General features: G+C 59.4%; 17 protein-coding genes. 6 read left to right on the forward strand and 11 right to left on the reverse strand.

Features of this window, described 5'->3' with window-relative positions:
* Positions 1–153 precede the first annotated feature (153 nt).
* The 5 genes from ABEB25_RS22080 to ABEB25_RS22100 form a co-directional block, all read right to left on the reverse strand.
* Positions 154–936: a hypothetical protein gene (locus ABEB25_RS22080; RefSeq protein WP_345738619.1), complete on the reverse strand. Its 783-nt coding sequence runs from the start codon at positions 934–936 to the stop codon at positions 154–156.
* Between the two features lie 47 nt (positions 937–983).
* Positions 984–1,832 (reverse strand): 4-hydroxy-3-methylbut-2-enyl diphosphate reductase, encoded by an 849-nt coding sequence (ispH, locus tag ABEB25_RS22085; protein ID WP_345738620.1) that lies wholly within the window; start codon positions 1,830–1,832, stop codon positions 984–986.
* A 66-nt stretch (positions 1,833–1,898) separates the two neighbouring features.
* Positions 1,899–2,201 (reverse strand): transcriptional regulator, encoded by a 303-nt coding sequence (locus ABEB25_RS22090; protein ID WP_345738621.1) that lies wholly within the window; start codon positions 2,199–2,201, stop codon positions 1,899–1,901.
* The gene (locus ABEB25_RS22095; RefSeq protein ID WP_345738622.1) at positions 2,198–2,857 is read right to left on the reverse strand and encodes a hypothetical protein; all 660 of its coding nucleotides are present in this window, start codon (positions 2,855–2,857) and stop codon (positions 2,198–2,200) included. The genes ABEB25_RS22090 and ABEB25_RS22095 overlap by 4 nt, the downstream gene beginning before the upstream one ends.
* Before the next feature lie 60 nt (positions 2,858–2,917).
* Positions 2,918–3,220, reverse strand: coding sequence for a DUF3817 domain-containing protein (locus tag ABEB25_RS22100; RefSeq protein WP_345738623.1), 303 nt, complete (start codon positions 3,218–3,220; stop codon positions 2,918–2,920).
* 122 nt (positions 3,221–3,342) lie between these two features.
* Here ABEB25_RS22100 and ABEB25_RS22105 point away from each other — a divergent pair, with 122 nt between their 5' ends.
* The 6 genes from ABEB25_RS22105 to ABEB25_RS22130 all read left to right on the forward strand — a co-directional run bounded on the left by ABEB25_RS22105 (position 3,343) and on the right by ABEB25_RS22130 (position 11,959).
* Complete coding sequence (locus ABEB25_RS22105; protein WP_345738624.1) at positions 3,343–3,756, forward strand: ketosteroid isomerase-related protein; 414 nt, start codon at positions 3,343–3,345, stop codon at positions 3,754–3,756.
* A 56-nt stretch (positions 3,757–3,812) separates the two neighbouring features.
* Positions 3,813–5,093, forward strand: a complete 1,281-nt coding sequence (locus ABEB25_RS22110; protein WP_345738625.1) for an MFS transporter — start codon at positions 3,813–3,815, stop codon at positions 5,091–5,093.
* A 73-nt stretch (positions 5,094–5,166) separates the two neighbouring features.
* Entirely contained in the window at positions 5,167–5,748 is a 582-nt protein-coding gene (locus ABEB25_RS22115) for a TetR/AcrR family transcriptional regulator (protein ID WP_345738626.1), read from the forward strand.
* A gap of 72 nt (positions 5,749–5,820) precedes the next feature.
* Positions 5,821–6,969 (forward strand): efflux RND transporter periplasmic adaptor subunit, encoded by a 1,149-nt coding sequence (locus ABEB25_RS22120; RefSeq protein ID WP_345738627.1) that lies wholly within the window; start codon positions 5,821–5,823, stop codon positions 6,967–6,969.
* Positions 6,970–7,124: 155 nt separating this feature from the next.
* Entirely contained in the window at positions 7,125–10,391 is a 3,267-nt protein-coding gene (locus ABEB25_RS22125) for an efflux RND transporter permease subunit (RefSeq protein ID WP_345738628.1), read from the forward strand.
* Between the two features lie 32 nt (positions 10,392–10,423).
* Positions 10,424–11,959, forward strand: a complete 1,536-nt coding sequence (locus tag ABEB25_RS22130; protein ID WP_345738629.1) for an efflux transporter outer membrane subunit — start codon at positions 10,424–10,426, stop codon at positions 11,957–11,959.
* 446 nt (positions 11,960–12,405) lie between these two features.
* Here ABEB25_RS22130 and ABEB25_RS22135 read toward each other — a convergent pair whose 3' ends face one another.
* The 6 genes from ABEB25_RS22135 to ABEB25_RS22160 form a co-directional block, all read right to left on the reverse strand.
* Positions 12,406–13,272, reverse strand: a complete 867-nt coding sequence (locus tag ABEB25_RS22135; RefSeq protein WP_345738630.1) for a ThuA domain-containing protein — start codon at positions 13,270–13,272, stop codon at positions 12,406–12,408.
* Between the two features lie 133 nt (positions 13,273–13,405).
* Positions 13,406–14,215, reverse strand: a complete 810-nt coding sequence (locus ABEB25_RS22140) for an MBL fold metallo-hydrolase (RefSeq protein WP_345738631.1) — start codon at positions 14,213–14,215, stop codon at positions 13,406–13,408.
* A gap of 84 nt (positions 14,216–14,299) precedes the next feature.
* Positions 14,300–16,306 (reverse strand): cytochrome c biogenesis protein, encoded by a 2,007-nt coding sequence (locus ABEB25_RS22145; RefSeq protein ID WP_345738632.1) that lies wholly within the window; start codon positions 16,304–16,306, stop codon positions 14,300–14,302.
* A gap of 22 nt (positions 16,307–16,328) precedes the next feature.
* Positions 16,329–17,648: a cytochrome c biogenesis ResB family protein gene (locus ABEB25_RS22150; RefSeq protein WP_345738633.1), complete on the reverse strand. Its 1,320-nt coding sequence runs from the start codon at positions 17,646–17,648 to the stop codon at positions 16,329–16,331.
* 53 nt (positions 17,649–17,701) lie between these two features.
* The gene (locus tag ABEB25_RS22155; RefSeq protein ID WP_345738634.1) at positions 17,702–18,388 is read right to left on the reverse strand and encodes a hypothetical protein; all 687 of its coding nucleotides are present in this window, start codon (positions 18,386–18,388) and stop codon (positions 17,702–17,704) included.
* A gap of 98 nt (positions 18,389–18,486) precedes the next feature.
* Positions 18,487–20,361 carry a c-type cytochrome domain-containing protein gene (locus ABEB25_RS22160; protein WP_345738635.1) on the reverse strand — a complete coding sequence of 625 codons (1,875 nt, stop codon included), beginning with the start codon at positions 20,359–20,361 and terminating at the stop codon, positions 18,487–18,489.
* Positions 20,362–20,411 lie beyond the last annotated feature (50 nt).

The following is a 20,411-nucleotide window of genomic DNA, read 5'->3' on the forward strand; positions in this document are numbered from 1 at the left end:
ACTATTTATAAATATTATATATTTATAAAGTTTGCCAACATTTTATTTGAACAAAAGATCAGGATGCCTTTTGCAATGTCGGTTTTCAAGATTTTTTCCCCGATGAGACTCACTGCCGTGCAGCGGCTTGCTTAGAGCGCCTCGCCTGAATCATCAGGTGTGTGACTGGGGCTGGGCGGTGGCGGCAGAGTGCCCTGGGACGGCAGTTGCCCCGCATTCTCTGACCTGGGTTTCCAGCCGATCCTGAAAACGGGCCAGGGATTCCTGACAGCGCTGAACAAAACTGGTGGTAGTGAGACCGATGGCCCGCAAGCAATGGCGGTGATCCCAGGCGACGACACGGCTGGTGAGGGCATGGATGAGGCGAAACTGGCAGGTCCAGAGCCAGCGGCCGACGGGCGTAAAGGTGGCGAGGCGCTCCGCCAGGAACTGGCGCTGGAACTCGAGGTGCTTCATTTCATCGCGAAGAATCTGGCGGCAGGCGGTGTGGATGGAGGCATCCTTCACGCGGAGGTAGAGGCTGCCGTAGTAAACCTCGGCAATGAGCTCGGCGGTGAGGAGTACCTGGATGGCGAATTCCAGATTCACCAGGAAGCGGAGGCGACGGAAGACGGAATTGGTCCACTGCTTTTCCAGGAGGCTACCGCCGAGGTGGAGGACCATGCGGCTGAGGAGGCGGGAGTGGGCCTGCTCCTCGCAGACGAAGAGATCAATGGCGCGCTGGTAGCCGCGGAAGTTTTCCAGCGGGGCGACCTCCCGGGCATAACGGCGAAGGCGGGAGCCGGTGCCGGATTCCCCAAGCTGGAAGATGGCCAGGGAGTGGGCCAGCGGGATGCGCACGGAATCTGGCAGCGGGGCGGGCTGATCGTCAAAGGTGATCTGGTCATGCACGGAGGCGTTGGTTTGGAAATGATGGATCCAGAAGGCGGTGTTCATAATGAGGGATGTTTAATAGGGTTTTAGGATGTGTAGGGATGCGAGTCTTATTGGGCGGAGGAGAAGGTCTGCAGACGGTCCATGACGGCGCGCACGGTTTCATCGAGAGTGGAGGTGCCGGCGGTGACGCCGACATGGGCGATGTGACGGAACCATTCGGGCTGGAGATCGGCGGGAGTCTCCACCTGCTGGGCCTGCACGCCGAGGGCGCGGGCTTTGTCCGTGAGCTGGCGGGTGTTGTTGCTGTTGCGGCCACCGATGACGACGATGAAGTCGCAGATGCGAGCAAGATCTTCGAGGGCGGTTTGGCGCTGTTTGGTCGGACGGCAGACGGTATCCACAAAACGTACTTCGGACTGCGGGTGCTGTTGTTTCACTGCCTCCACCACCCGCAGCACATGGTCCAGGGGCTGGGTAGTCTGGGAAATGAGGCCGAGCCGGTGGTGGGCTGGAATGCAGCAGGCATCCTCCGGGAAGAGCAAGACGCTGGCCTGGGGGCAATCCCCCAGCATGCCACGCACCTCCACATGCTGGCGCTGGCCGATGATGACGGGGTGATAGCCTTCTTCAACAAGGGAGGTCAGGGCCTGGTGGGCTTTGTTGACCAGCGGGCAGGAGGTATCGGTGATCTGGTGGCCGGCCTGCAGCCAGCGCTGGCGGTGGGCATCCGAGGCACCATGGGCGGTGATAATGACACGGCGGGTGGTGGCGGAGCCGGGCTGGTCCAGCTCGCCCCGCCTAACACCAAGTGTGGCAAGGTGGGCATCCACGACGGGATTGTGAACGAGCTGGCCGAGGGTGGTCACGGGCTCTTGGATGGCGGCTGCATGGGTGCTACGGAGGGCATCGCGGACGCCGAAGCACATGCCGTAATGTTGAGCGAGGTGGATGGTCATGAGGAGATGGTGGTGGGGTGTGTTGGTTTAACTTTGTGGCGCAAAGTGATTATTCAAAAAGGGGGCTTATCCGGGATTGATGGTCTTCACGATGGCCTCGAGGATGTCTACGTAGCTTTTGAAGGCCTTGGTGCCTGCGGGGGTGACGGCGTAGGTGGTGCGGGGGCGGGTGCCGGATTCATCGCGGCTTTCCTGTACGTAACCGGCGGCACCGAGGGTGCGCAGGTGGGTGATGAGATTGCCATCGCTCATGCCCAGCTCGGCCTTCAGATCCTGAAAAGCCCATTCACCGCGGCTGGACAGCAGCGTCATGATGGAAAGACGGCTCTTTTCATGAATCGTCTTGTCGAGCTGATCGAAGTCAATCATCCGCGCGCAGTCACCGCCTCCGGTTTGCGGCTGAAGAAAACGGCGGCCGCATAACCAATATGACAAACGCCAAAGGTGAGACCCATGATGAGGGTGGCAATGGCATCATCCTGAGAAAGCTGGCGGATGTCGCCATTGGCCGCATAGGCCCAAAAAAGGCCCAGTCCCAGGATGATGAAAATCCAGCCTAGGCGCACCAGGGAGCGTGGGGAAAAGCTGGCTGTGGCCAGCAGGGCCAGCCCGTAGCAAACGACCCAGAGGAGAGTGGCCACGACGTGGTTTTGCAGATAGATGATGAGGCACGTGCCGAACACCCCACCGACCAGCAGTGGGGGCAGGATGGCGCGGAGGGCCATGCGCATGCCATCGGAGACCAGCGGCTGCCCACGGCGGGAGGCCTCGCGTGCCAGCAGGGCCACATTGACGGTGCTGGTGATGGCGAGGATGCCGAGCCACTGCCAGAGAAAGAGGTGCCCCATGGCATCTGGGAGGCCGCCTTTCTGCCACATCTGCCAGCCTGTGAAGCCAGCGGAGACAACGGCCATCAGTCCGCCCAGCAGGGCTGCGGGGGCTGAGATGGCGCGGTAGATGTGCGCCTTTTCCATGAGGGAACGGATCACCCGAAGATTTTCGAGGGCGTCTTGCTGTGTGCTCATGAGGTCACTTTGTGAAATAAAGTGAATCGCGCAACTTAAACTTTGCGGGACAAAGTAGATTTATTTCGCCTCGTTTTGCCAGGCCCGCATGCGGCTGTCGAGAAGGAAGGGGCCGAAGGGCACGAGCGAGGCGACAAAGACCAGGGCACAGCGTGCGAGGGACCACTGGGTCTTCAGCATGACTTGAAGCAGGGCATAACAAAAGAGGATAAACAGGGCACCATGCAGCCAGCCAACCCATTTGACCGCCATGGGCATACCTGCGAAGTATTTCAAAGGCATGGCGATGCCGAGGAGGAGCAGAAAGGAACCGCCCTCCAGGAGTGCGATGCGACGAAGAAAGGAAATGGTCTGGGATGCCATGATCTTAGGGGGAAGAATCTTTGTCCAGTGCGCCGGGTCGCGCCATCTGTCAAAGGGCGGATGAGGGAGAAGTGAGGCCGTTCGCTTGACCCCTGCCCTGCCCGCATTCATTCTGGAAGATCATGTCTTCTGCTACCGAAACCGCCCGTCTCATCGAAACCTATTATGCCACCTTCAATGCCGGAGATCGTGAGGCCATGCTGGCCCTGCTGACCGAGGATGTGGTGCATGACATCAACCAAGGAGCCTCCGAAGTAGGTCGTGAAACCTTCCGGGCCTTTTTGCAGCGGATGGACCGCAGCTACCGGGAGGAAGTGACCGAATTGGCTGTGATGACTCACCCAGATGGCAGTCGGGCAGCGGCGGAATTTTACATCCTGGGCACCTACCTCCAGACGGATGAAGGCCTGCCCCCGGCGACAGGCCAGACCTATCGGCTGCGGGTGGGGGCCTTTTTTGACATTCGCGAAGGGCGGGTGGCCCGGGTGACGAACTATTACAATCTGGAGGATTGGCTACGGCAGGTGGGTGCTTAAGATTGCGCAAAGTGCTTTCTTCCGAGTCAAACTGAGGCATCTTATGGGCTCAGCACATGTCTGCCTCCGCCCCACAGCATCCCCATAGCCATGCGGTGCGGCGGAATTTTATCTGCCACTGCCTGGAAGGCGGGTTTTACATGGGGGGGACGGCCTTTCTGGCCCCGGAGAGCGTGCTGCCGAAAATGGTGGAGACCCTGGGCGGACGGGCCTGGATCATCGCGATGATGCCGGTGCTGCTGCCTGCCGCCTTTGCGAGCATGGGCATCTTCATCGCGCCTGTGGTGGAGCGGTTGCCGAGGTTTAAGCCCTGGGTGCTCACTTTTGGCCTGCTGCAAAGGCTGCCGTATCTGATCACCGGCCTGATTTTGCTGTTTGCAGAGAGGATCGAAGGCGTGCTGCTGCCCATTGTGGTGCTGACGCCGGTGGTTTCCGGCCTGATCGGCGGGATGACGGTGGTGGCATGGATGGAGATGGTGACGCGCATGGTGCCTGAAAAAGTACGGGCTGCTGGGTGGGCGGTACGCTACATCATCCAGGCGGTGATAGGGGGGCTGGCCGGGGCGGTGATCCACCATGTGCTGACGCATTACCCGAATCATGAGGCCTATGGGTGGCTGCATCTGGCGGCCTTTTCACTGCTGTTCATCTCCTGGGCCTCGCAGCTTTTCATGCATGAGGATGAGCATGTGCGGCATCGGCATCCGGTGCAGCCCCGAAGCCACTACCTGGCGTATCTGCGCAGCCTGCCCGGGCTGCTGGGGGCGCAGCCGCATCTCATCAAGCTGGTACTGGCCCGTTTCACCGGCATGGGCTACCTAATGGTGGTGTCCTTTTTGACGATTCATGCCCTGAATGTGACTGGGCGACCGGAGGCGGATGAAGGGCGGTTTGTCACCTGCCAGGCGGTGGGTGTGGTGCTGGGCAGCCTGCTGGCTGGGTGGGTGGGCTATCGCTGCGGGGGCAAGATCCTGCTGCAGGCCTCGCGAATCGTCTGCGTGGGGCTGTGCATCTGGGTGGCGGTGACGGGGTCGTTTAATGGCTTCATGCTGTCTTATTTTGTCCTCGGTTTTGGCCTCTTTCTTGACCGCGTGGGGGACCTGACTCTGGCGGCCGAACTGTGCCCGCTGGAGCGTCGCTCCACGCTTCAGGCCATCCTCGGCTTTTGCAATGTCTTTGCCCTGCTGCTGGCCACCTTCATCAGCGGACAGATCTATGCATGGACGCATTCCTTCGAGCTCGTGGCAGCGGTGGCGGCCACCTTTGCTCTGATCTCGATGGCCATTCTGCACAGGCTGCCAGAGCCGCGAATGGCAGCGGTACAGAAAAATAGTTGACTGTTCGTCTAGTATCGACAATATCCCGCTCATGGGAAGAACCAGTGACGCCAAAATTCGACTGATCGAGGCCATGATCGAGCTGATCTGGACTGGCAGTTATGGCAGTACCTCGGTGGACCAAATCTGTGAGCGCGCTGGCGTGAAGAAGGGGAGCTTCTATCATTTCTTTGAATCCAAGACGGACCTCGCTCTCACGGGCATTGAGCATAGCTGGCTGGAGCATCGCCGGGAACTGGACCAGACCTTTTCGCCTGTGGTGCCACCGCTGGAGCGCATTTTGAACTGCTTCCGCAACTTCCGCAAAGAGCAGGAGGAGCTGCTGGCCAAGCATGGGCGTGTCCTGGGCTGCCCGATTCATTCGCTCGGCGCGGAGATCAGCACGGTGGATGACCGGCTGCGCAACAAGCTCCAGGAAATCCTCAGCCAGTTCATTCTCTACTATGAGTGCGCTGTCCGCGATGCCGATGCGCAGGGCATCATCGAGGCACCTGATGCCAGTGCATTGGCACGGATCGTGTTTGCCTACAGCGAAGGATTGTTGTTGCACGCCCGGATGTGGAATGATCTGAGCTACCTGGATGAGTTCGAATCCGGAGCCATGATCATTCTCGGTGTGACGAAGCGCAATCCGACAGGCGTTAAGAAAAAGTAATTTTTCGATTCCGAATTAACCAACTGGTCAACTTCCCTCCCGTTCCTCCCAACACTCCCCCCCCGAAACCACATGAAACCCCAAACCCTCCTCCCGCTCGTCCTGCTTCTCGCCGCCTGTGGAAAGACTCCACAAGCTGGTCCTGGTGGACAGATGCCACCCGCTCCGGTGACGCTTGCGCCCGTTGAGCAAAAAGCACTCGTCGAGTGGGAGGAGTTTACGGGGCGTGTGGAGCCCGTGGAAATGGTGGAGTTGCGTCCGCGAGTGGCAGGCTACATCACGGAGGTGCATTTCCAGGCCGGTGCACTGGTGAAAAAGGGCGACATCCTCTTCACGATTGATCAGCGTCCCTTCCAAACCAAGCTGCGCGTGGCGACAGCCGAAGTGCAGCGTGCCGAAGCCAGTGCCCTGGCCGCCAAACGTGAATACGATCGCGTTTCGGCCCTGCTGGCCGCGAAAGCCATCGCTCCAGAACAGGGGGAAATGCGTGAGTCCATGTTTCGCCAAGGTGAAGCAGCCCTGGAGTCTGCCAAAGCTACCCAGCACAGCGCCGAGATCGAGATGGAGCACACGGAAGTGAAGGCTCCCATTTCAGGTCGCATCAGCCGGGCCATCACCACGACAGGCAACTATGTGACCGCGGGGACGACCCTGCTGACCACGATCGTCACCGTGGACCCGGTGTATGTTTACACGGACATTGATGAAAATAGCCTGCTGCGTCTGCAAGCCCTACAGCGCGACAAAAAGCTTTTCACCAACAGCGAAGGAAAGGTGCCGGTGGAACTGCAGCTTTCCAATGAAAAGGATTTCCCTCACAAGGGGCACATCGAGTCCTTTGACAACCGTCTGGATGCCAGCACGGGCAGCATGATTCTGCGCGCTGTGTTTTCCAACACGGACGGCAGTCTAACTCCAGGTTTGTTTGCCCGTGTGCGTCTGCCGATGACTTCCGAGTACCCGGCCCTGCTGGTGGATGAGAAAAGCATTCTGACGGACCAAGCGCACAAGTATGTGCTGGGTGTGGATGACAAAAACATCAGCGTTTACAAGCCTGTTGTCATCGGCCCCACCATCAATGGCAAGCGCATCATCCGCAGCGGCCTCGTTGCAGGAGACCGCATCATCATCAATGGCCAGGCCCGCCTGCCACAGCCCGGCATGCCCGTGCAGCCTGTGGAAGCCCCTCCCGCCCCGGCGAAAGATACTGCCGCCCGCTAAGTCCGAACTGCGCGTCGTCAGGTCCCCTGCCCCGCCCCTTTTCCGCCTCCGCCCAACTCCCAAACTCCCCGGCCGCCCGCCGCAGGGCACGTCGCCTGATGATCCCGGTATCAACCTCGGTCTCGCTGGTGGCGGATTGAAGCCGCTCCCCGTCCATGAACCTCTCCCGATTCTTCATTACCCGGCCCATCTTTGCCGGCGTGCTCTCGCTGCTTATCTTCATCCTGGGGGCCATCTCGCTCTTCCAGCTCCCCATCACGGAATATCCCGAGGTGGCACCACCCACGGTCATCGTGACCGCCAATTACCCTGGAGCGAACCCGAAGACCATCGCTGAGACGGTGGCCTCTCCGCTGGAGCAGACAATCAACGGCATCGAGAACATGCTCTACATGGCCTCGCAGAGCACCTCGAACGGGGTGATGACGCTGACGGTGACCTTCAAGCTGGGCACGAATATTGACATGGCCCAGGTGCAGGTGCAAAACCGCGTCTCCCAGGTGCTGCCCAAGCTGCCTGAGGAAGTGCGCCGTTTTGGTGTGTCCACGGTGAAGTCTTCGCCGGACATGACCCTCGTTGTTCACCTCCTTTCACCAAAGAACCGGTACGATGAAATCTACCTGCGCAACTACGCGACGCTGAATGTGAAGGACGAGCTAGCCCGTCTGCCCGGTGTGGGCCAGGTGAACATCTTCGGCGGTGGTGACTATGCCATGCGCATCTGGATTGACCCGGACAAGGCTGCCTCCCGTGGCCTCACCTCCGGTGACATCGTCAATGCCATCCGCGAACAGAACATCCAGGTCGCCGCAGGAACCATCGGCCAGCAGCCGATGAAAGGCACGGCCCCTTTTGAACTCACCGTCAATGCCCGTGGCCGTCTGGTCACCGAGGAGGAGTTTGACAACATCATCGTTAAGACGGGTCCGAATGGCGAAAAGATGCGCCTGAAGGACGTAGCCCGCACCGAACTCGGTGCTGGGGACTACTCCATGCGCAGCCTGCTGAACAATCAGAAAGCCGTCGGCATGGGCGTCTTCCAGCTTCCAGGTTCTAATGCGCTGGCCATCTCTGAGAACGTCCGCACGCTCATGGACAATCTCAAGAAACGCTTCCCGGAAGACCTGGATTACGCCATCGCCTATGACCCGACCATCTTCGTGCGCAAGTCCATTGATGCCGTCATCCACACCCTCATCGAGGCTGTGCTGCTGGTGGTGCTGGTGGTGGTGATCTTCCTTCAGACCTGGCGCGCATCCATCATTCCGCTGGTCGCGGTGCCAGTTTCCCTGGTGGGTACCTTCGCCGTCATGCACGCGCTGGGCTTCTCCATCAACAACCTCTCTTTGTTCGGCCTTGTCCTAGCCATCGGGATCGTGGTGGATGACGCCATCGTGGTCGTGGAAAACGTGGAACGAAACATCCATGAAGGTTTGAATCCGCTGGAGGCCACCAAGAAGGCCATGACGGAGGTGACGGGACCCATCATCGCCACCGCCCTGGTGCTCTGTGCGGTTTTCATTCCTACCGCCTTCATCAGCGGCCTCAGCGGCCAGTTCTACAAGCAGTTCGCTGTCACCATCGCCATCTCCACGGTGATCTCAGCGATCAATTCGCTCACTCTCAGCCCGGCGCTTTCCGCCCTGCTGCTGCGCGACCACTCTTCCAAAAAGGATATCCTTACCCGAGTGATGGATGCCCTGCTGGGCTGGTTCTTCCGTCCCTTCAACCGCTTCTTTGAATGGTCGTCCAATGTCTATGTGGGCATTGTGAAGCGCATCATCCGTTTCAGCATCATCGCCCTCGTTTTTTACGGCGGCTTTGTCTGGCTGACGGTGAAGGTATTTGACAAGGTGCCCACTGGCTTTGTTCCCGCGCAGGACAAACAGTATCTCATCGGCTTTGCCCAGCTTCCAGATGCCTCCTCGCTGGACCGCACCGAAGATGTCATGCGCCGCATGACGGACATCGTGCTGAAGCAGCCGGGTGTGAAAGATGCCATCACCTTCCCAGGTCTGTCCATCCACGGCTTCAGTGCCAGCCCGGACAGCGGCATCGTGTTTGTGGCCCTGGATGATTTCGAAAATCGCACGACTCCAGAGCTCTCCGCCGAGTCTATCTCCAATGCCCTTAACGGCCAGTTCATGCAGATTCAGGATGCCATGGTTCTGGTACTGTCCCCGCCGCCCGTGAACGGCATCGGCACCACCGGTGGTTTTAAAATGATGATTCAGGACCGTGGTGACCAGGGATATGATGCCTTGTACAAAGCCACCCAGGGCCTCATCGGCGCTGCCTATGGCACCGGCGGCAAACTGCAGCAGGTTTACTCCGGCTACAGTGTCAACGTTCCCCAGCTCGAAGCCGAAGTGGACCGTGAAAAAGCCAAGGTGCAGGGCGTGCCGCTGGCCAATCTTTTCGAGACACTGCAAGTGAACCTCGGCAGCCTCTATGTGAATGACATGAACCGCTTTGGCCGAACCTATCAGGTCATGGCCCAGGCGGAAGCCAAGTTCCGTGACGACGCCAGCGACATCACCCGGCTGAAGACCCGCAACGCCGCTGGTGAAATGGTGCCCATCGGTTCCCTCGTCACCGTGAAGGAAGGCAATGGCCCGAGCCGCGTGTCTCATTACAACGGCTACCTGGCCGCCGATCTCAACGGCTCGGCAGGCATCAACCCGGAAACCCAAAGCGCGCTCAGCTCCGGTCAGGGCGAAGATGTCATCACCCAGTTGGCCAAGGATCTGCCACCGGGCTTCGAGTTCCAGTGGACGGACCTAGTTTATCAAAAGATCATTGCCGGCAACAGTGCGGTTTACATCTATCCGCTCTGCATCCTGCTGGTGTTCATGGTATTGGCCGCCCAGTATGAAAGCACCCGTCTGCCGCTGGCGATTATCCTCATTGTGCCGGTCTGCCTTTTGTTCGCCCTGGCAGGGGTGGCTTTGCTGGGAGGCAACCACAGCATGCTGGAGCAGATCATGGCGGAAGGGTTCCACTCCGGCCTGAAGATCAATGGTGACAACAACATCTTCACCCAGATCGGCTTCATCGTTCTCATTGGCCTGGCCTGCAAGAACGCTATTCTGATCGTGGAATTTGCCAAGGAGAAAAACGACCATGGGTTGAGCCCGCTGGAAGCCGCGCTGGAGGCCTGCCGCCTACGCCTGCGCCCCATCCTGATGACCTCCATCGCCTTCATCGCCGGGGTGTATCCGCTGGTGGTTTCCACCGGTGCCGGCGCCGAAATGCGCCGCGCCATGGGCACGGCGGTGTTTGCCGGAATGATTGGTGTGACGTTCCTTGGCCTTTTCCTCACTCCGGTGTTTTATGTGCTGGTGATGAAGATTGGCCGCAAAAAGAAGACTGGCGAAACTCCCCTGCCCGCCTCCGCTGCCCAGGCGGGCGCTGAACACTGAGCCTGCAACCTCCATCCATTCTCCCGAATCCCATGCGTTTCCTCGTTCCCCTTCTTCTCAGCACCGGTGCCCTTGTGGCCCAGGTGGGGCCTAACTATGAGCGTCCAGCCACCGAGACCCCGGCCCGGTTCAAAGGTGTGGCGTGGCGTGAAGCCCGCCCTTCCTCCCACCAGCCCAAGGGCGAATGGTGGAAGGTTTTTCGCGACCCCAAGCTGAACGGCCTCATGACACAGGCCACGGAAAACAACCAAAACCTCAAGGCCGGCATCGCCCGCTTTGACCAGGCCCGTGCGACCGCCCGTATGGCCCGTGCCGACTTGTTTCCAGTGGCCAGCATCCCCCTCAGCGCCGACCGCCAGCGTACCTCCGAAAACGCCATCAGCCCCATTCCACTGAATGGTCTTTTTTACGAGGGACCAGCCTACAATGCCGCTACGGACCTGACCTGGGAGCTGGATCTGTTTGGCAAGATCCGCCGAGGGGCCGAAGCGGGCCGTGCGGATGCCGAGGCTGCGGCGGATGCCGTACAGAACCTTTTGTTAGGTATTCAGGCCGATGTGGCCACCAACTACTTCAAGCTGCGCTCGTTGGACCAGGAAATCCGGCTGGTGCGCGAGGCGGTGGGGCTGCGGGGGGAGGCCTTTAAAATTGCCAAGGCCCGTGTGCAGGCCGGGGCGGGCAGCGAGCTGGAGCAGGCACAGTCGGAGACGGAAGTTGCGAGTGCCGAGGCCGAGATCGCCTCCCTCCAGGCTCAGCGCGACCAGTTGGAAAACGCGATTGCCATCCTCCTCGGAGCGAATGCCGCGAGCTTCAGCATTCCTGCCAGCAGCTCTGGTCTGTATTCGCCACCAGCAATTCCTGTGGGCGCTCCTAGCGACCTGCTGGAGCGCCGCCCGGATGTGTCGCAGGCAGAGAGAGCCTTGGCCGCTGCAACGGCCCGCATTGGAGTGGCCAGGGCGCAGTTCTTCCCAAGCATCAAGCTCATTGGCCGGGCCGGTTTCCAGAGCACAGACATTGATCTTCTGATGCAGCCGGAGTCGCTGATCTGGAGCTATGGGCCAAGTATCAACCTACCGCTGTTTTCCGGTGGCAGGAACCGCTTTAACCTGACGAAGTCCAAGGCGGCCCATGATGAAGCCCTGGCTGGTTATCGCCAAGCCTTCCTCACGGCTGTGGCCGATGTGGAAAGCAGTTTGTCCTCCATCCGTAACCTAGCCAATTCCGCTGAGGCCCAGCAGCGTGCCCGCAACAGTGCCGAACGTGCCGCCAGTCTGGCCCGCACCCGCTATGAATCCGGCACGAGCCCCTACCTGGACGTGATTGAAGCGAACCGCACGACCCTGGCAACCCAGCGCGCCACCGTGCAACTGGCGAGCCAGCGACTGATCGCCAGTGTCTCGCTGATCAAAGCCCTGGGCGGTGGCTGGGATGCCGCACAAACGGTGACGCTGCCTGCGGTCACGGCGGATCCCGCCGCACGCAATGTGCCGACCACCAGCGAGGGCGGCTTCATGAGCAAGGTCAAAGGCATCTTCAAGAAGAAGGAACCCGCCCCTGTCATGCCGTAACCGGCCAGGCAGGCTCTAATCTCCTGTCTTCACGCAAAGACAAGTCTCCCCAAAATTCCCCGCCTCCAAAGCGGGGGATTTTTTGCGTCTGCGCCTGCCACAGGCTAACAAACTTTGCTTTAATTCACGCAGGCTCTGCTGGTGTGTAGCCTTTAGGCGATACTGAGAAGGATCGAGGCGAACCAAGGATCGCCTAAAGGCTACACACCAGCAGAGCATTCGAAGCCTTTTCCCCCATCGAGAACATCCTGTGGAAGCTGCGATCTTGTTAATCCTGTCAAAAGTCTCGCCTTACGCCTCGGCCTCGTTCGCATGACAGTCCCGTCCTCTGACATTGTTCCCTCATTACTGGGCATCGGAGGTTAAAAAATTCACCGTTACACACCCCTAACAAAAAACGCGCCAACGCACAGGGCGCTGACGCGTTTAAAATCCGCTGATCGGTTTTACTTCGTGTAACCTGCCGCAGGGCTGCCGTCTTCGGACAGTTTGCCGGTGGTCCAGAGAAGGGCGCGGGTGATCAGGTTGAGGTAACGGGCATCCGCAACGGTGTCGTTGTTATGGCCGATGGTGGTGCTGAAGACGCGGGTCTTCTTCGGGCCGAACTCATTGGTCCACGCGACAACGGCGTTGGCTTCGGTGGCCTTGGCATTCGGATCAGCCTTCTCACCTTTTTTCACGCGGGGCATCTGCATCTGGCGACCGCTGGCCAGGGGCTTGGCACCCAGCATCTGGATGTTGTTGTACAGCTCCTCATTGATCGTGGTCCAGTTTTCCAGACCTTTGGTGATGGGGTGGCCAGCGTCGGTGAAGCTGATGTCAATGGGCGACTGCGGGCCGTGGCCAGTGGACTGGAGGCCGATGAACTCATACCAGCCAGCATTGTCGCCGCCTACTTTCACAGGTTCCTTGAAATTGCCCCAGCGATAGCTGTGCATGGCGCAGTGAAGGTTGATGGCCGGAACGCCTGCCTTGTGAGCATCGAGGATATTGGCCACATAGGCAGGATCTGTGACATCGGCGGAGCATTCATCATGGATGATGACGTCGAAATCCTTGGCCCAGTCTTTGGCTTTATAGATTTCAAAGGTGGCCTTGGTGGTCTTGTCCGGATTGAAGGCCACATCCACCACGGCATTGAGGCGGGATTCGATGCCCTCCTTCAGAATGGACTGCTGCTTTTCGTAATCGTGGCAGCAGCCGCCTGCGACGATGAGGACGCGCAACGGCTTGGCCGCCGTCTCCGCAGCCTGGGCTAAGTAGAGGCCCGTGGCGAGCACAAGCGTGAGGATGGGGGCGATGAGTTTCTTCATGGAAGGTTGGTGTAGCCAGAGTGCAACGTGGAGTCGAGCGCAAACTTGCGGGCGGCTTGTGCAATGGACGTAGAACAACCTGGCCAGGGTGCATCCCGGTTCCTTGTCAAGCATCTGCCCAGGCTGTGCCTGTTTACTTGAACTCGGGGTAAAAAGGATTGTGCTGCTTTTCCTCACCCACACTGGTCATGGGGCCGTGTCCGGGGCAGACGACGGTGTCATCGGCGAGCGTGAAGATCTGGCTGCGGTTGGTCGCTAGGGCGTCTGCATAAGACACCTGGCCACCGCCCATTGAACTGGCAAACAAGGCATCGCCCACGATGGCGACGGGGCTGGCCAGGCCTTCGATCACATAGGTGGTGCCGCCTTTGGAATGCCCACAGGTGGTACGGGAGGAGATGCGTAGGCTGCCGAGCTGCCACTGGCTGCCGGGCGTGAAGGATTGAGCTTCGGGATGGGGTTCCAGCTCGCTGATGAGGATGCTGGGGGCGTGCAGCGTCGCGATATCGGCCACATGATCCGGATGGGTGTGGGTGAGGAACAGATAACGGAGCGTGAGGCCAAGCTCACGGATTTTATCCACCATCGGCTGGGCTGTGGCACCAGTGTCAAAAGCGGCGGCTTCCTTGCTGGCCGGATCCCACACCAGGTAGGCATTGACCGTCATGTCATGGAAGGTGGTGTTGAACTGGGCGAGGCCCTCCACCTCCACGGGTTCCGGATGCCAGGCATGGTCGGACATTTCAGCAAGAGCCGGACCGTGCAGGCCCAGGGCAGCCGCGAGTTTCAGGAGATTGGCAGCATCCGTGGCCCCGGCCTTGGTGGCCTCAATGGCGGCGGCGGTGATGCCGATTTTGTACGCCAGGGCATCGGTGGTGTAGCCAAGCCCTCGCTGGGCCTTGTTGAGCACATCATTAAAAAGGTCTTCGAGAGGAATATTCATGGGAAGAATTTGGCTAAAGGAAGGCATGGCCTTGCGCATGATAATGCCGCTTGTCGGCAGCTTTCAGGACGAAGGTGGCTGAGTTCAGGCTCCGACGGTTTTGCTGGCAGAAGGCTTCTTGCTTTCCATGAAGGCTAGGCCCAATCCATAGGCCAGCAGCAAAAGCTGGCTGCCCCAGAAGGCGTAGATCTTGGGCCAGGTGCCGTCTGTGAAACCGTAGGCATGAAGGCCGACGCCGAGCTGATTCACACCAAACCAAGAAAAGATGACGATGCAGCCGAGGATGAGATTGCAGCAGTGCAGGCCGATCTCGCGGATGTAGCCGCCCAAGCGGGCGTGCAGGATAACAAGACACATGAGAACGATCATGAGAGCACCGTTTTCCTTCGGATCCCAGCCCCAGAAGCGGCCCCAGCTATAGTTGGCCCAGATGCCGCCGAGGACGGTGCCGACAAGCGAGAGCAGCAGGCCGAAGCAAACAAAACCGTAGGCCGTGCGGGTCATGAAACGGGCCTCGTCATCGCCCGTGCTCACCTGACGGAAGATCCGCTGAATGAAGTATTTGCAAGAGATCAGCGTGGCGACCATGCAGGCGGCATAACCAAGATTGATGATGGGCACGTGGGTGGAGAGCCAGAAGTTGGTGATCAGCACGGCCTGGAGCTGCTGGAGGTTGTCGGTAGCATCGGCGGTATCAAACTGGATGGCCAGAAACATGCAGCCGCCGCCAGCGAGACCTGAGATCAGGAGGCCGAGACCACGTTTTGAAATCCATTCGGAGATCAGGCCGAACAACGCGCATGATGCACCAATGAAGAGGATGGTTTCATAGAGGGTGGCGATGGGGGGCCGCTGCATGATGATGCAGCGCAGGATGACACCTGTGACCGTCATGAGGGTGGCAGCGCCGAGGAACAGCCAAGCAAAGCCGCGGGCGACCTTGTCCATTTTGGAACCGGGAGAAACCCAGGTGAACCCCACACCGATCAGGCCCACCAGGAAAAGCCACTGAGCATAGAAAAAATAGTCGGCCTTGATGGAATGAATCTCTAGCTTAACAAACTGACCTTCGCCACGTGCCTGGGCTGCGGCTTGAACCTTGGTCACGAGAGTTTGTGCGGCCGCCTTGAACTTGGCGGCATCAGGCAGGGCCAGATAGAGGTCCTCATAAAGCCCGAGCCATTGAAGCTGCTCTTCGGAAGGATTGACACTGCCATTGACGGTGCCGAAGATCATTTCTCCAGGGCCATGCCAGATTTCGACGGCCTTGTCGCTGTCTGGGAAGATGCGCAACTGGCCTTCAGGATTCCCGCTCATCATGGCTCCCAGGGCGCTCTGGGCAAAGTCGCGGAACCATGGGACCTGCATCGGCGGGCCACCACTGGTGAGTGCCTTGGCTACGGCAGGCAGGCTCTTGGAAAGGCGCAAGGGCTGGGGTATGTCCGCTGGCAATTTGTCCGCATTTTCCCCGACAGGTGAGCGGATGAAATCGAAGTGGCCCATGATCATGTCATAGTCCAAATACTTGGCAGCCAGCTCGACGATGATGCGCTGTTCCGGCGTCTGTTCCTTGGCCGGGATCTGCCGATACTCCGTCATCTTCTGCATCAGCAGTTCACGGGCGGGCTCGATTTCCTGGAAGGTGTATTGCGAGCGTTTGGCCCGGGTATCGAGTCCCAGTTCGGCAATGGCGGAGGAGTTGTCCACTTTGAACAGCGGCACGGTGCGGCCGATGTCTGGGCGGAACCAGCTCATGAGAAACCACTGCACTGAGGTGAGCTTGATGGGCTTGCCACCTTCCTTGACGAGGGGTTTTTGGGTGGCCGGGTCCACAAGCGGCTTGCCATCGGCTTCACCGCTGTCGGTCAGCCAGATAGATTGCAGCGCGCGCATGCTCTGCAGGCGGACGTTGGCCATTTTAAGCAACGGCTTGATGCGCCCCCCTTCTTGAACGGGGAGGGATTCAAAGAGCTTGGTGAGCTCAGGATCCATGAAGAGATCCAGCGACGGGAGTTCTTTGGCCGGGGCCACCGAGGCGATGACGAGCAGCGAGGACGCCATCATCACGCGGAAAGAATGGAAAGTGGACATACAGTTCGAGGGGGGAAGAAATTTAGAGCTTCCAGTAGGCAATGACGAAGCCTGCCGTGACGATGAGAAGCGTGTTGGTCACGGCGATCCAGGGATTCCATTTCATGGCGCGGGAGAGCATCATCATGAAGTGGATGAGGAGGCCGACGGAAACGATGATGCAGGAGATGAGAGGCCAGTGATCGGAGGGGTTTTCCACCACCTGAAAGCCGGAACGTTTGACTCCGCCGCTGCTGCTTCCAGAGCCATCGTCAAAGCTGGACTGGAAGAGGGCATACCCTTCTCCACGCACGGGCTCGTTCATGGTGATCACGCGCTTTTCCTCACGTTGGCCATGCAGCTTGGTGACCTTGCTGGTGAAGCGGCGGGCGCGTTCGGTGCCGGGATGTTTTTCCTGCTCGGTGTGATCCAGACGGATGGCGAAGGGGAGGCGGTAGCTGCGACGGCCAATGTTGATGAGATACTTCTGGTCGCCAAAGGTAGCGGTCCAGGGGGCAGCGGCATATTCCCAGAGGATGCCTTTTTGTTCGGCTCCGGTCTTCTTGTCTTTCGCGATGACGATACAAGCCTGGGAGAGGGCTTCATCTGCCAGCAACTGGCCTGTGCGAGGATCGTTGCGGGAGAGGGCCTGGATGAAGTAACCGTCCACGGCATCGCCACGGGTGACGTCGGTGGCGCGCTTGGGTTCGGCATGCTGCTTCCAGTTGGTGATGACGAGATCGAAAGGCAGGTTTTCGTGAGTGAAGGTGCGGGCCTTGCCATGATCGCTGCTGTTGCCGAGATCCGTGAACAGACGCTGATCAATCACGAGGGCGGTACGCCGTTCCCCGGTGGGTTTGACGGCTTCGATCTCGATGACACGCTCGTGGAAGCTCTGGAATTCGTCGTGAGTCTGGCCTTCGGTAAGATTGAGGATGCCTTCCTTGGCGAAGTGATAAGTCACCGCCCCGGCGGCGATCATGAAGAGGATGGCGAAGTGAGAGATGACGACCCCGATCGTGCGGGGGGATTTGCGGATGCGAATGAGGCCGCCCAGGAACATGTTCACAAACAAGATGGCCATCAGCAGATAACCGCCAGGCAGGATGTTCACGGGCAGGATGATATTGCCGATGTCCCAGTAGTGGTCGAATGCCAGAGCGCGCCAGCAGGCCCCGATGTCAATGCGGTCCACAAACACGGATTCAAAGTAACGCTCCTGGCTGGCCACAAGGCCGTATTCAGCCTGCTCCAGCGTGCCAAGGAAAGTCAGCAGCAGCAGCAGGGCCAGCACGACGGCAGCTAGGCCGAAGGAGCTGAAAAAGGCAATGACACGCGAGGGGATAGAAGCGGAGGCAGACACGGTAATGGGGAGGGGCAAAGAAATGACGTTTCAGCAGTGAAAAGGGGCGCAGATCAGTGCGAGGGAATCTTTTCCGCCTTTTTGCGGAACTGAACGGACTGGCAGAAAGCATCGAACTTGGCCGCATGTTCTTCGACCAAGGCTTTCGGCCCAGTCATCTTGATGAACAGGGTGAGTTCACTGGCCTGATGAATGAGGCCTAGCAGCCGGTAATCCTGTTTGGCCGAGGCTTCATCCCCCATGCCTTTGAAGCTGCCATCCACGCTGACGAAATGGGCCGGGCCGCCGAGGAAGTTTTTGCGCGGCAGCTTGTCGATTTCTTCATCAGTCAAGGCCGGAGCACCGATCTGGCTGCGCCAGCGGTTGATGTTGGCTGCAAGCCCACCCGCCGGGCCGGGCAGGGCGGCGAGGTAGCACTCACCTTCCCCATTTGGGCCAAAGCTGAAGTCAATCAGGCGCATCTGGGAGGAAGGCTTTTCCGTCCAGCCTTCTGGGGTGACCCAGAGAAGAGGGTGCTGCTGCGGCGCATTGGGATCTTCGGCAGGCTCGGCCTGATCGTAAAAGCGGTCGGCGCTGGAAATGTCCACCAGTTGCTTGCGGGCATACTGGGAAAGCTCCCGAGACTCCGTGATAGGCTCAATCTCATCCAGCGGTTTGCAGGATGGGAGAGCGGAGGAGAGACCGATGAGGGCGGCGAATCCCAGCCGGGTGGCGGCTGAACTTGGGGGAAAAGAAATCATGCAGGTTGTCAGTTAAACGAACGAACGCCGTTCGGCTTTGGTTCGCGCTTGAACGGCGTTCAATAAACTTAAGCCAGGGGACCGTAAGGTCCAAAGGCCTAATTAGCTTTGGGAGCGGGGGCAGCAGCAGGCTTGGCCTCTGCTGGTTTGGCAGGAGGTGGCGTGTCTGCTTTGGCCGCAGGGGCTGGCTTGGCGGCTGGAGGTGCAGAGGCCGGGGCTGGTTTGGCCTCCACTTTTTTAGCCTCAGGCTTGGGAGCGTCTTTTTTAGTCTCTTCCTTTTTGGCCGGGGCCGGGGCTGGCGGTGGAGCCGGAGGTGGCGCGGTGAGCTTGGCGATCTCAGCCTCGGTAAGACCCACGTTGACTTTGAGACCAGGAAGCTGGCCTTCAAGGGCCTTTGCGCCGGCTTGGGTAACGCCGGTCTGCCAGACAAAAAGCTTCTTAAGACCTTTGGCGGCAGCCAGTTTGGAGATGCCAGCGTCGGTTGTCTTGGTGCCGTAGAGATTCAGGTACTCCAGTTTCTGGAGGACGGCCAGTTTGGCCAGGCCGACATCGGTGACTTTGGTGTTTTCCAAATGCAGGCGCTCCAGGGAAGACATTTTGGCCAGGGTATCGGCGGCGGCGTCGGTCACCTTGCTGCGGGCGAGATCCACCCAAACGATGTGAGTGGCGATGGGTGCCAGCAGCGCGAGCTCCTGGTCGCCGAATTTATCGGTGGCATTGATGACGCTGAGGCGGAGTTGCTCTGTATCCTGGGCCAGCGGCATGAGGGAAGCATTGAGGGCCTGAATCTTCGCGGTGATCTCAGCGACCTGCTTTTTCTCAGCTTCTGTGAGGGCTTTGGCTTTGGGCTTCTCGGTCTTCACCACCTTGGCTTCGGTGGCCTTGGGCAGGCCTTTGCCGAGGAGCGCAGCGAGGGCGGCTTCGACATCTGGAGTGGGCTTGGCAGCAGCCACGGTGGCGGTATCGGAGGCACCGCTGGCGATCCACCATTTCAGCAGGGCGAGTTCTTCCTTGGTGACCTGGGGCTCGTCGCTTGGCGGCATGTGCTCGTCGTCGTCGTCAGGCAGCTTGATACGGGCCAGCAGAAGGCTGTCGTCTGGCTTGCCAGGAACCACATTCACATCACCCTCGCTGCCGCCTTTCATGATGGCGGCGAATTCGTGCAACTGCAGCTTGCCTTTCTTCTTGTCGGCACCGTGGCAGGCCACGCACTTGGCTTCGAGGATGGGAGCGATGACGTCTTTGTAAACCATGGCCTTGGCAGCCACGGCAGCGTCCAACTTGCCACCAGCGGCTGGTGCGGGCGCAGCGGGGGATTTGGCGGCCTCAGATGGTTTGGCTGCGGCGGGAGCCGGGGCGGCAGGTTTGGTTGCCGCGACTGCTGGGGCTGCGGCGACGGCCACCGCTTTGGCGTCATCTTCAGCAGTCCAGCCAGTATTGATCTGGGTGGTGGGCAGCTTGGCCTTGATCTGGGCGACACCGGCTTTGGTCACGCCTGTCTGCCATAGGTAAAGGGCTTTCAGCTTGGAGAGACTGGTCAGCTTCTGAGCTCCGGCATCGGTCACCTTGGTGTTGTAAAGGTTTAGATATTCGAGGGATGCGAGGCCTTTCAGGTGATCCAGCCCGGCATCGGTGATGGCGGTGTTTTCCAGATGCAGTTCCGTGAGGTTCTTCATCGCGCCAATGGCAGCCAGGCCAGCATCGGTGACCTTCGTACGCGCCAAGTCAACGGAGGTAATTTTGTCAGCGGCGGGGGCCAGGGCGGCAAGAGAGGCATCCGTGAAGTCCTTGGCCACATTCAGGGCGGTGAAACGGTAGGCTTTGCCATCGGCCGCGACGGGCATCAGCGAGGCTCCGGTGGCGTTGACTTTGTCCAGAACAGCCTTGAGGGCTGGGTCTGCGGCAGGCTGTTCGGCCGCGATGGCGGCGGAGGCCAGCGCCAGGAAGCAGAGAAGATGGGTACGGAGTCGCATACGTGAAGGGGGAGGTTGGAAAAAAGCTGAGACGGAGAGAGTTCGCTGGA

This window comes from Prosthecobacter algae (assembly GCF_039542385.1).
Lineage (GTDB): Bacteria > Verrucomicrobiota > Verrucomicrobiia > Verrucomicrobiales > Verrucomicrobiaceae > Prosthecobacter > Prosthecobacter algae.

Bases quoted from the DNA above. Each gene is read 5' to 3' on its own strand.
- ABEB25_RS22105 (WP_345738624.1), top strand. From the start codon at position 3,343: ATGTCTTCTGCTACCGAAACCGCCCGTCTCATCGAAACCTATTATGCC.
- ABEB25_RS22115 (WP_345738626.1), top strand. From the start codon at position 5,167: ATGATCGAGCTGATCTGGACTGGCAGTTATGGCAGTACCTCGGTGGAC.
- ispH (WP_345738620.1), bottom strand. From the start codon at position 1,832: ATGACCATCCACCTCGCTCAACATTACGGCATGTGCTTCGGCGTCCGC.
- ABEB25_RS22160 (WP_345738635.1), bottom strand. From the start codon at position 20,361: ATGCGACTCCGTACCCATCTTCTCTGCTTCCTGGCGCTGGCCTCCGCC.
- ABEB25_RS22140 (WP_345738631.1), bottom strand. From the start codon at position 14,215: ATGAATATTCCTCTCGAAGACCTTTTTAATGATGTGCTCAACAAGGCC.
- ABEB25_RS22110 (WP_345738625.1), top strand. From the start codon at position 3,813: ATGTCTGCCTCCGCCCCACAGCATCCCCATAGCCATGCGGTGCGGCGG.
- ABEB25_RS22155 (WP_345738634.1), bottom strand. From the start codon at position 18,388: ATGATTTCTTTTCCCCCAAGTTCAGCCGCCACCCGGCTGGGATTCGCC.
- ABEB25_RS22145 (WP_345738632.1), bottom strand. From the start codon at position 16,306: ATGTCCACTTTCCATTCTTTCCGCGTGATGATGGCGTCCTCGCTGCTC.
- ABEB25_RS22090 (WP_345738621.1), bottom strand. From the start codon at position 2,201: ATGATTGACTTCGATCAGCTCGACAAGACGATTCATGAAAAGAGCCGT.
- ABEB25_RS22080 (WP_345738619.1), bottom strand. From the start codon at position 936: ATGAACACCGCCTTCTGGATCCATCATTTCCAAACCAACGCCTCCGTG.
- ABEB25_RS22135 (WP_345738630.1), bottom strand. From the start codon at position 13,272: ATGAAGAAACTCATCGCCCCCATCCTCACGCTTGTGCTCGCCACGGGC.
- ABEB25_RS22095 (WP_345738622.1), bottom strand. From the start codon at position 2,857: ATGAGCACACAGCAAGACGCCCTCGAAAATCTTCGGGTGATCCGTTCC.
- ABEB25_RS22125 (WP_345738628.1), top strand. From the start codon at position 7,125: ATGAACCTCTCCCGATTCTTCATTACCCGGCCCATCTTTGCCGGCGTG.
- ABEB25_RS22130 (WP_345738629.1), top strand. From the start codon at position 10,424: ATGCGTTTCCTCGTTCCCCTTCTTCTCAGCACCGGTGCCCTTGTGGCC.
- ABEB25_RS22100 (WP_345738623.1), bottom strand. From the start codon at position 3,220: ATGGCATCCCAGACCATTTCCTTTCTTCGTCGCATCGCACTCCTGGAG.
- ABEB25_RS22120 (WP_345738627.1), top strand. From the start codon at position 5,821: ATGAAACCCCAAACCCTCCTCCCGCTCGTCCTGCTTCTCGCCGCCTGT.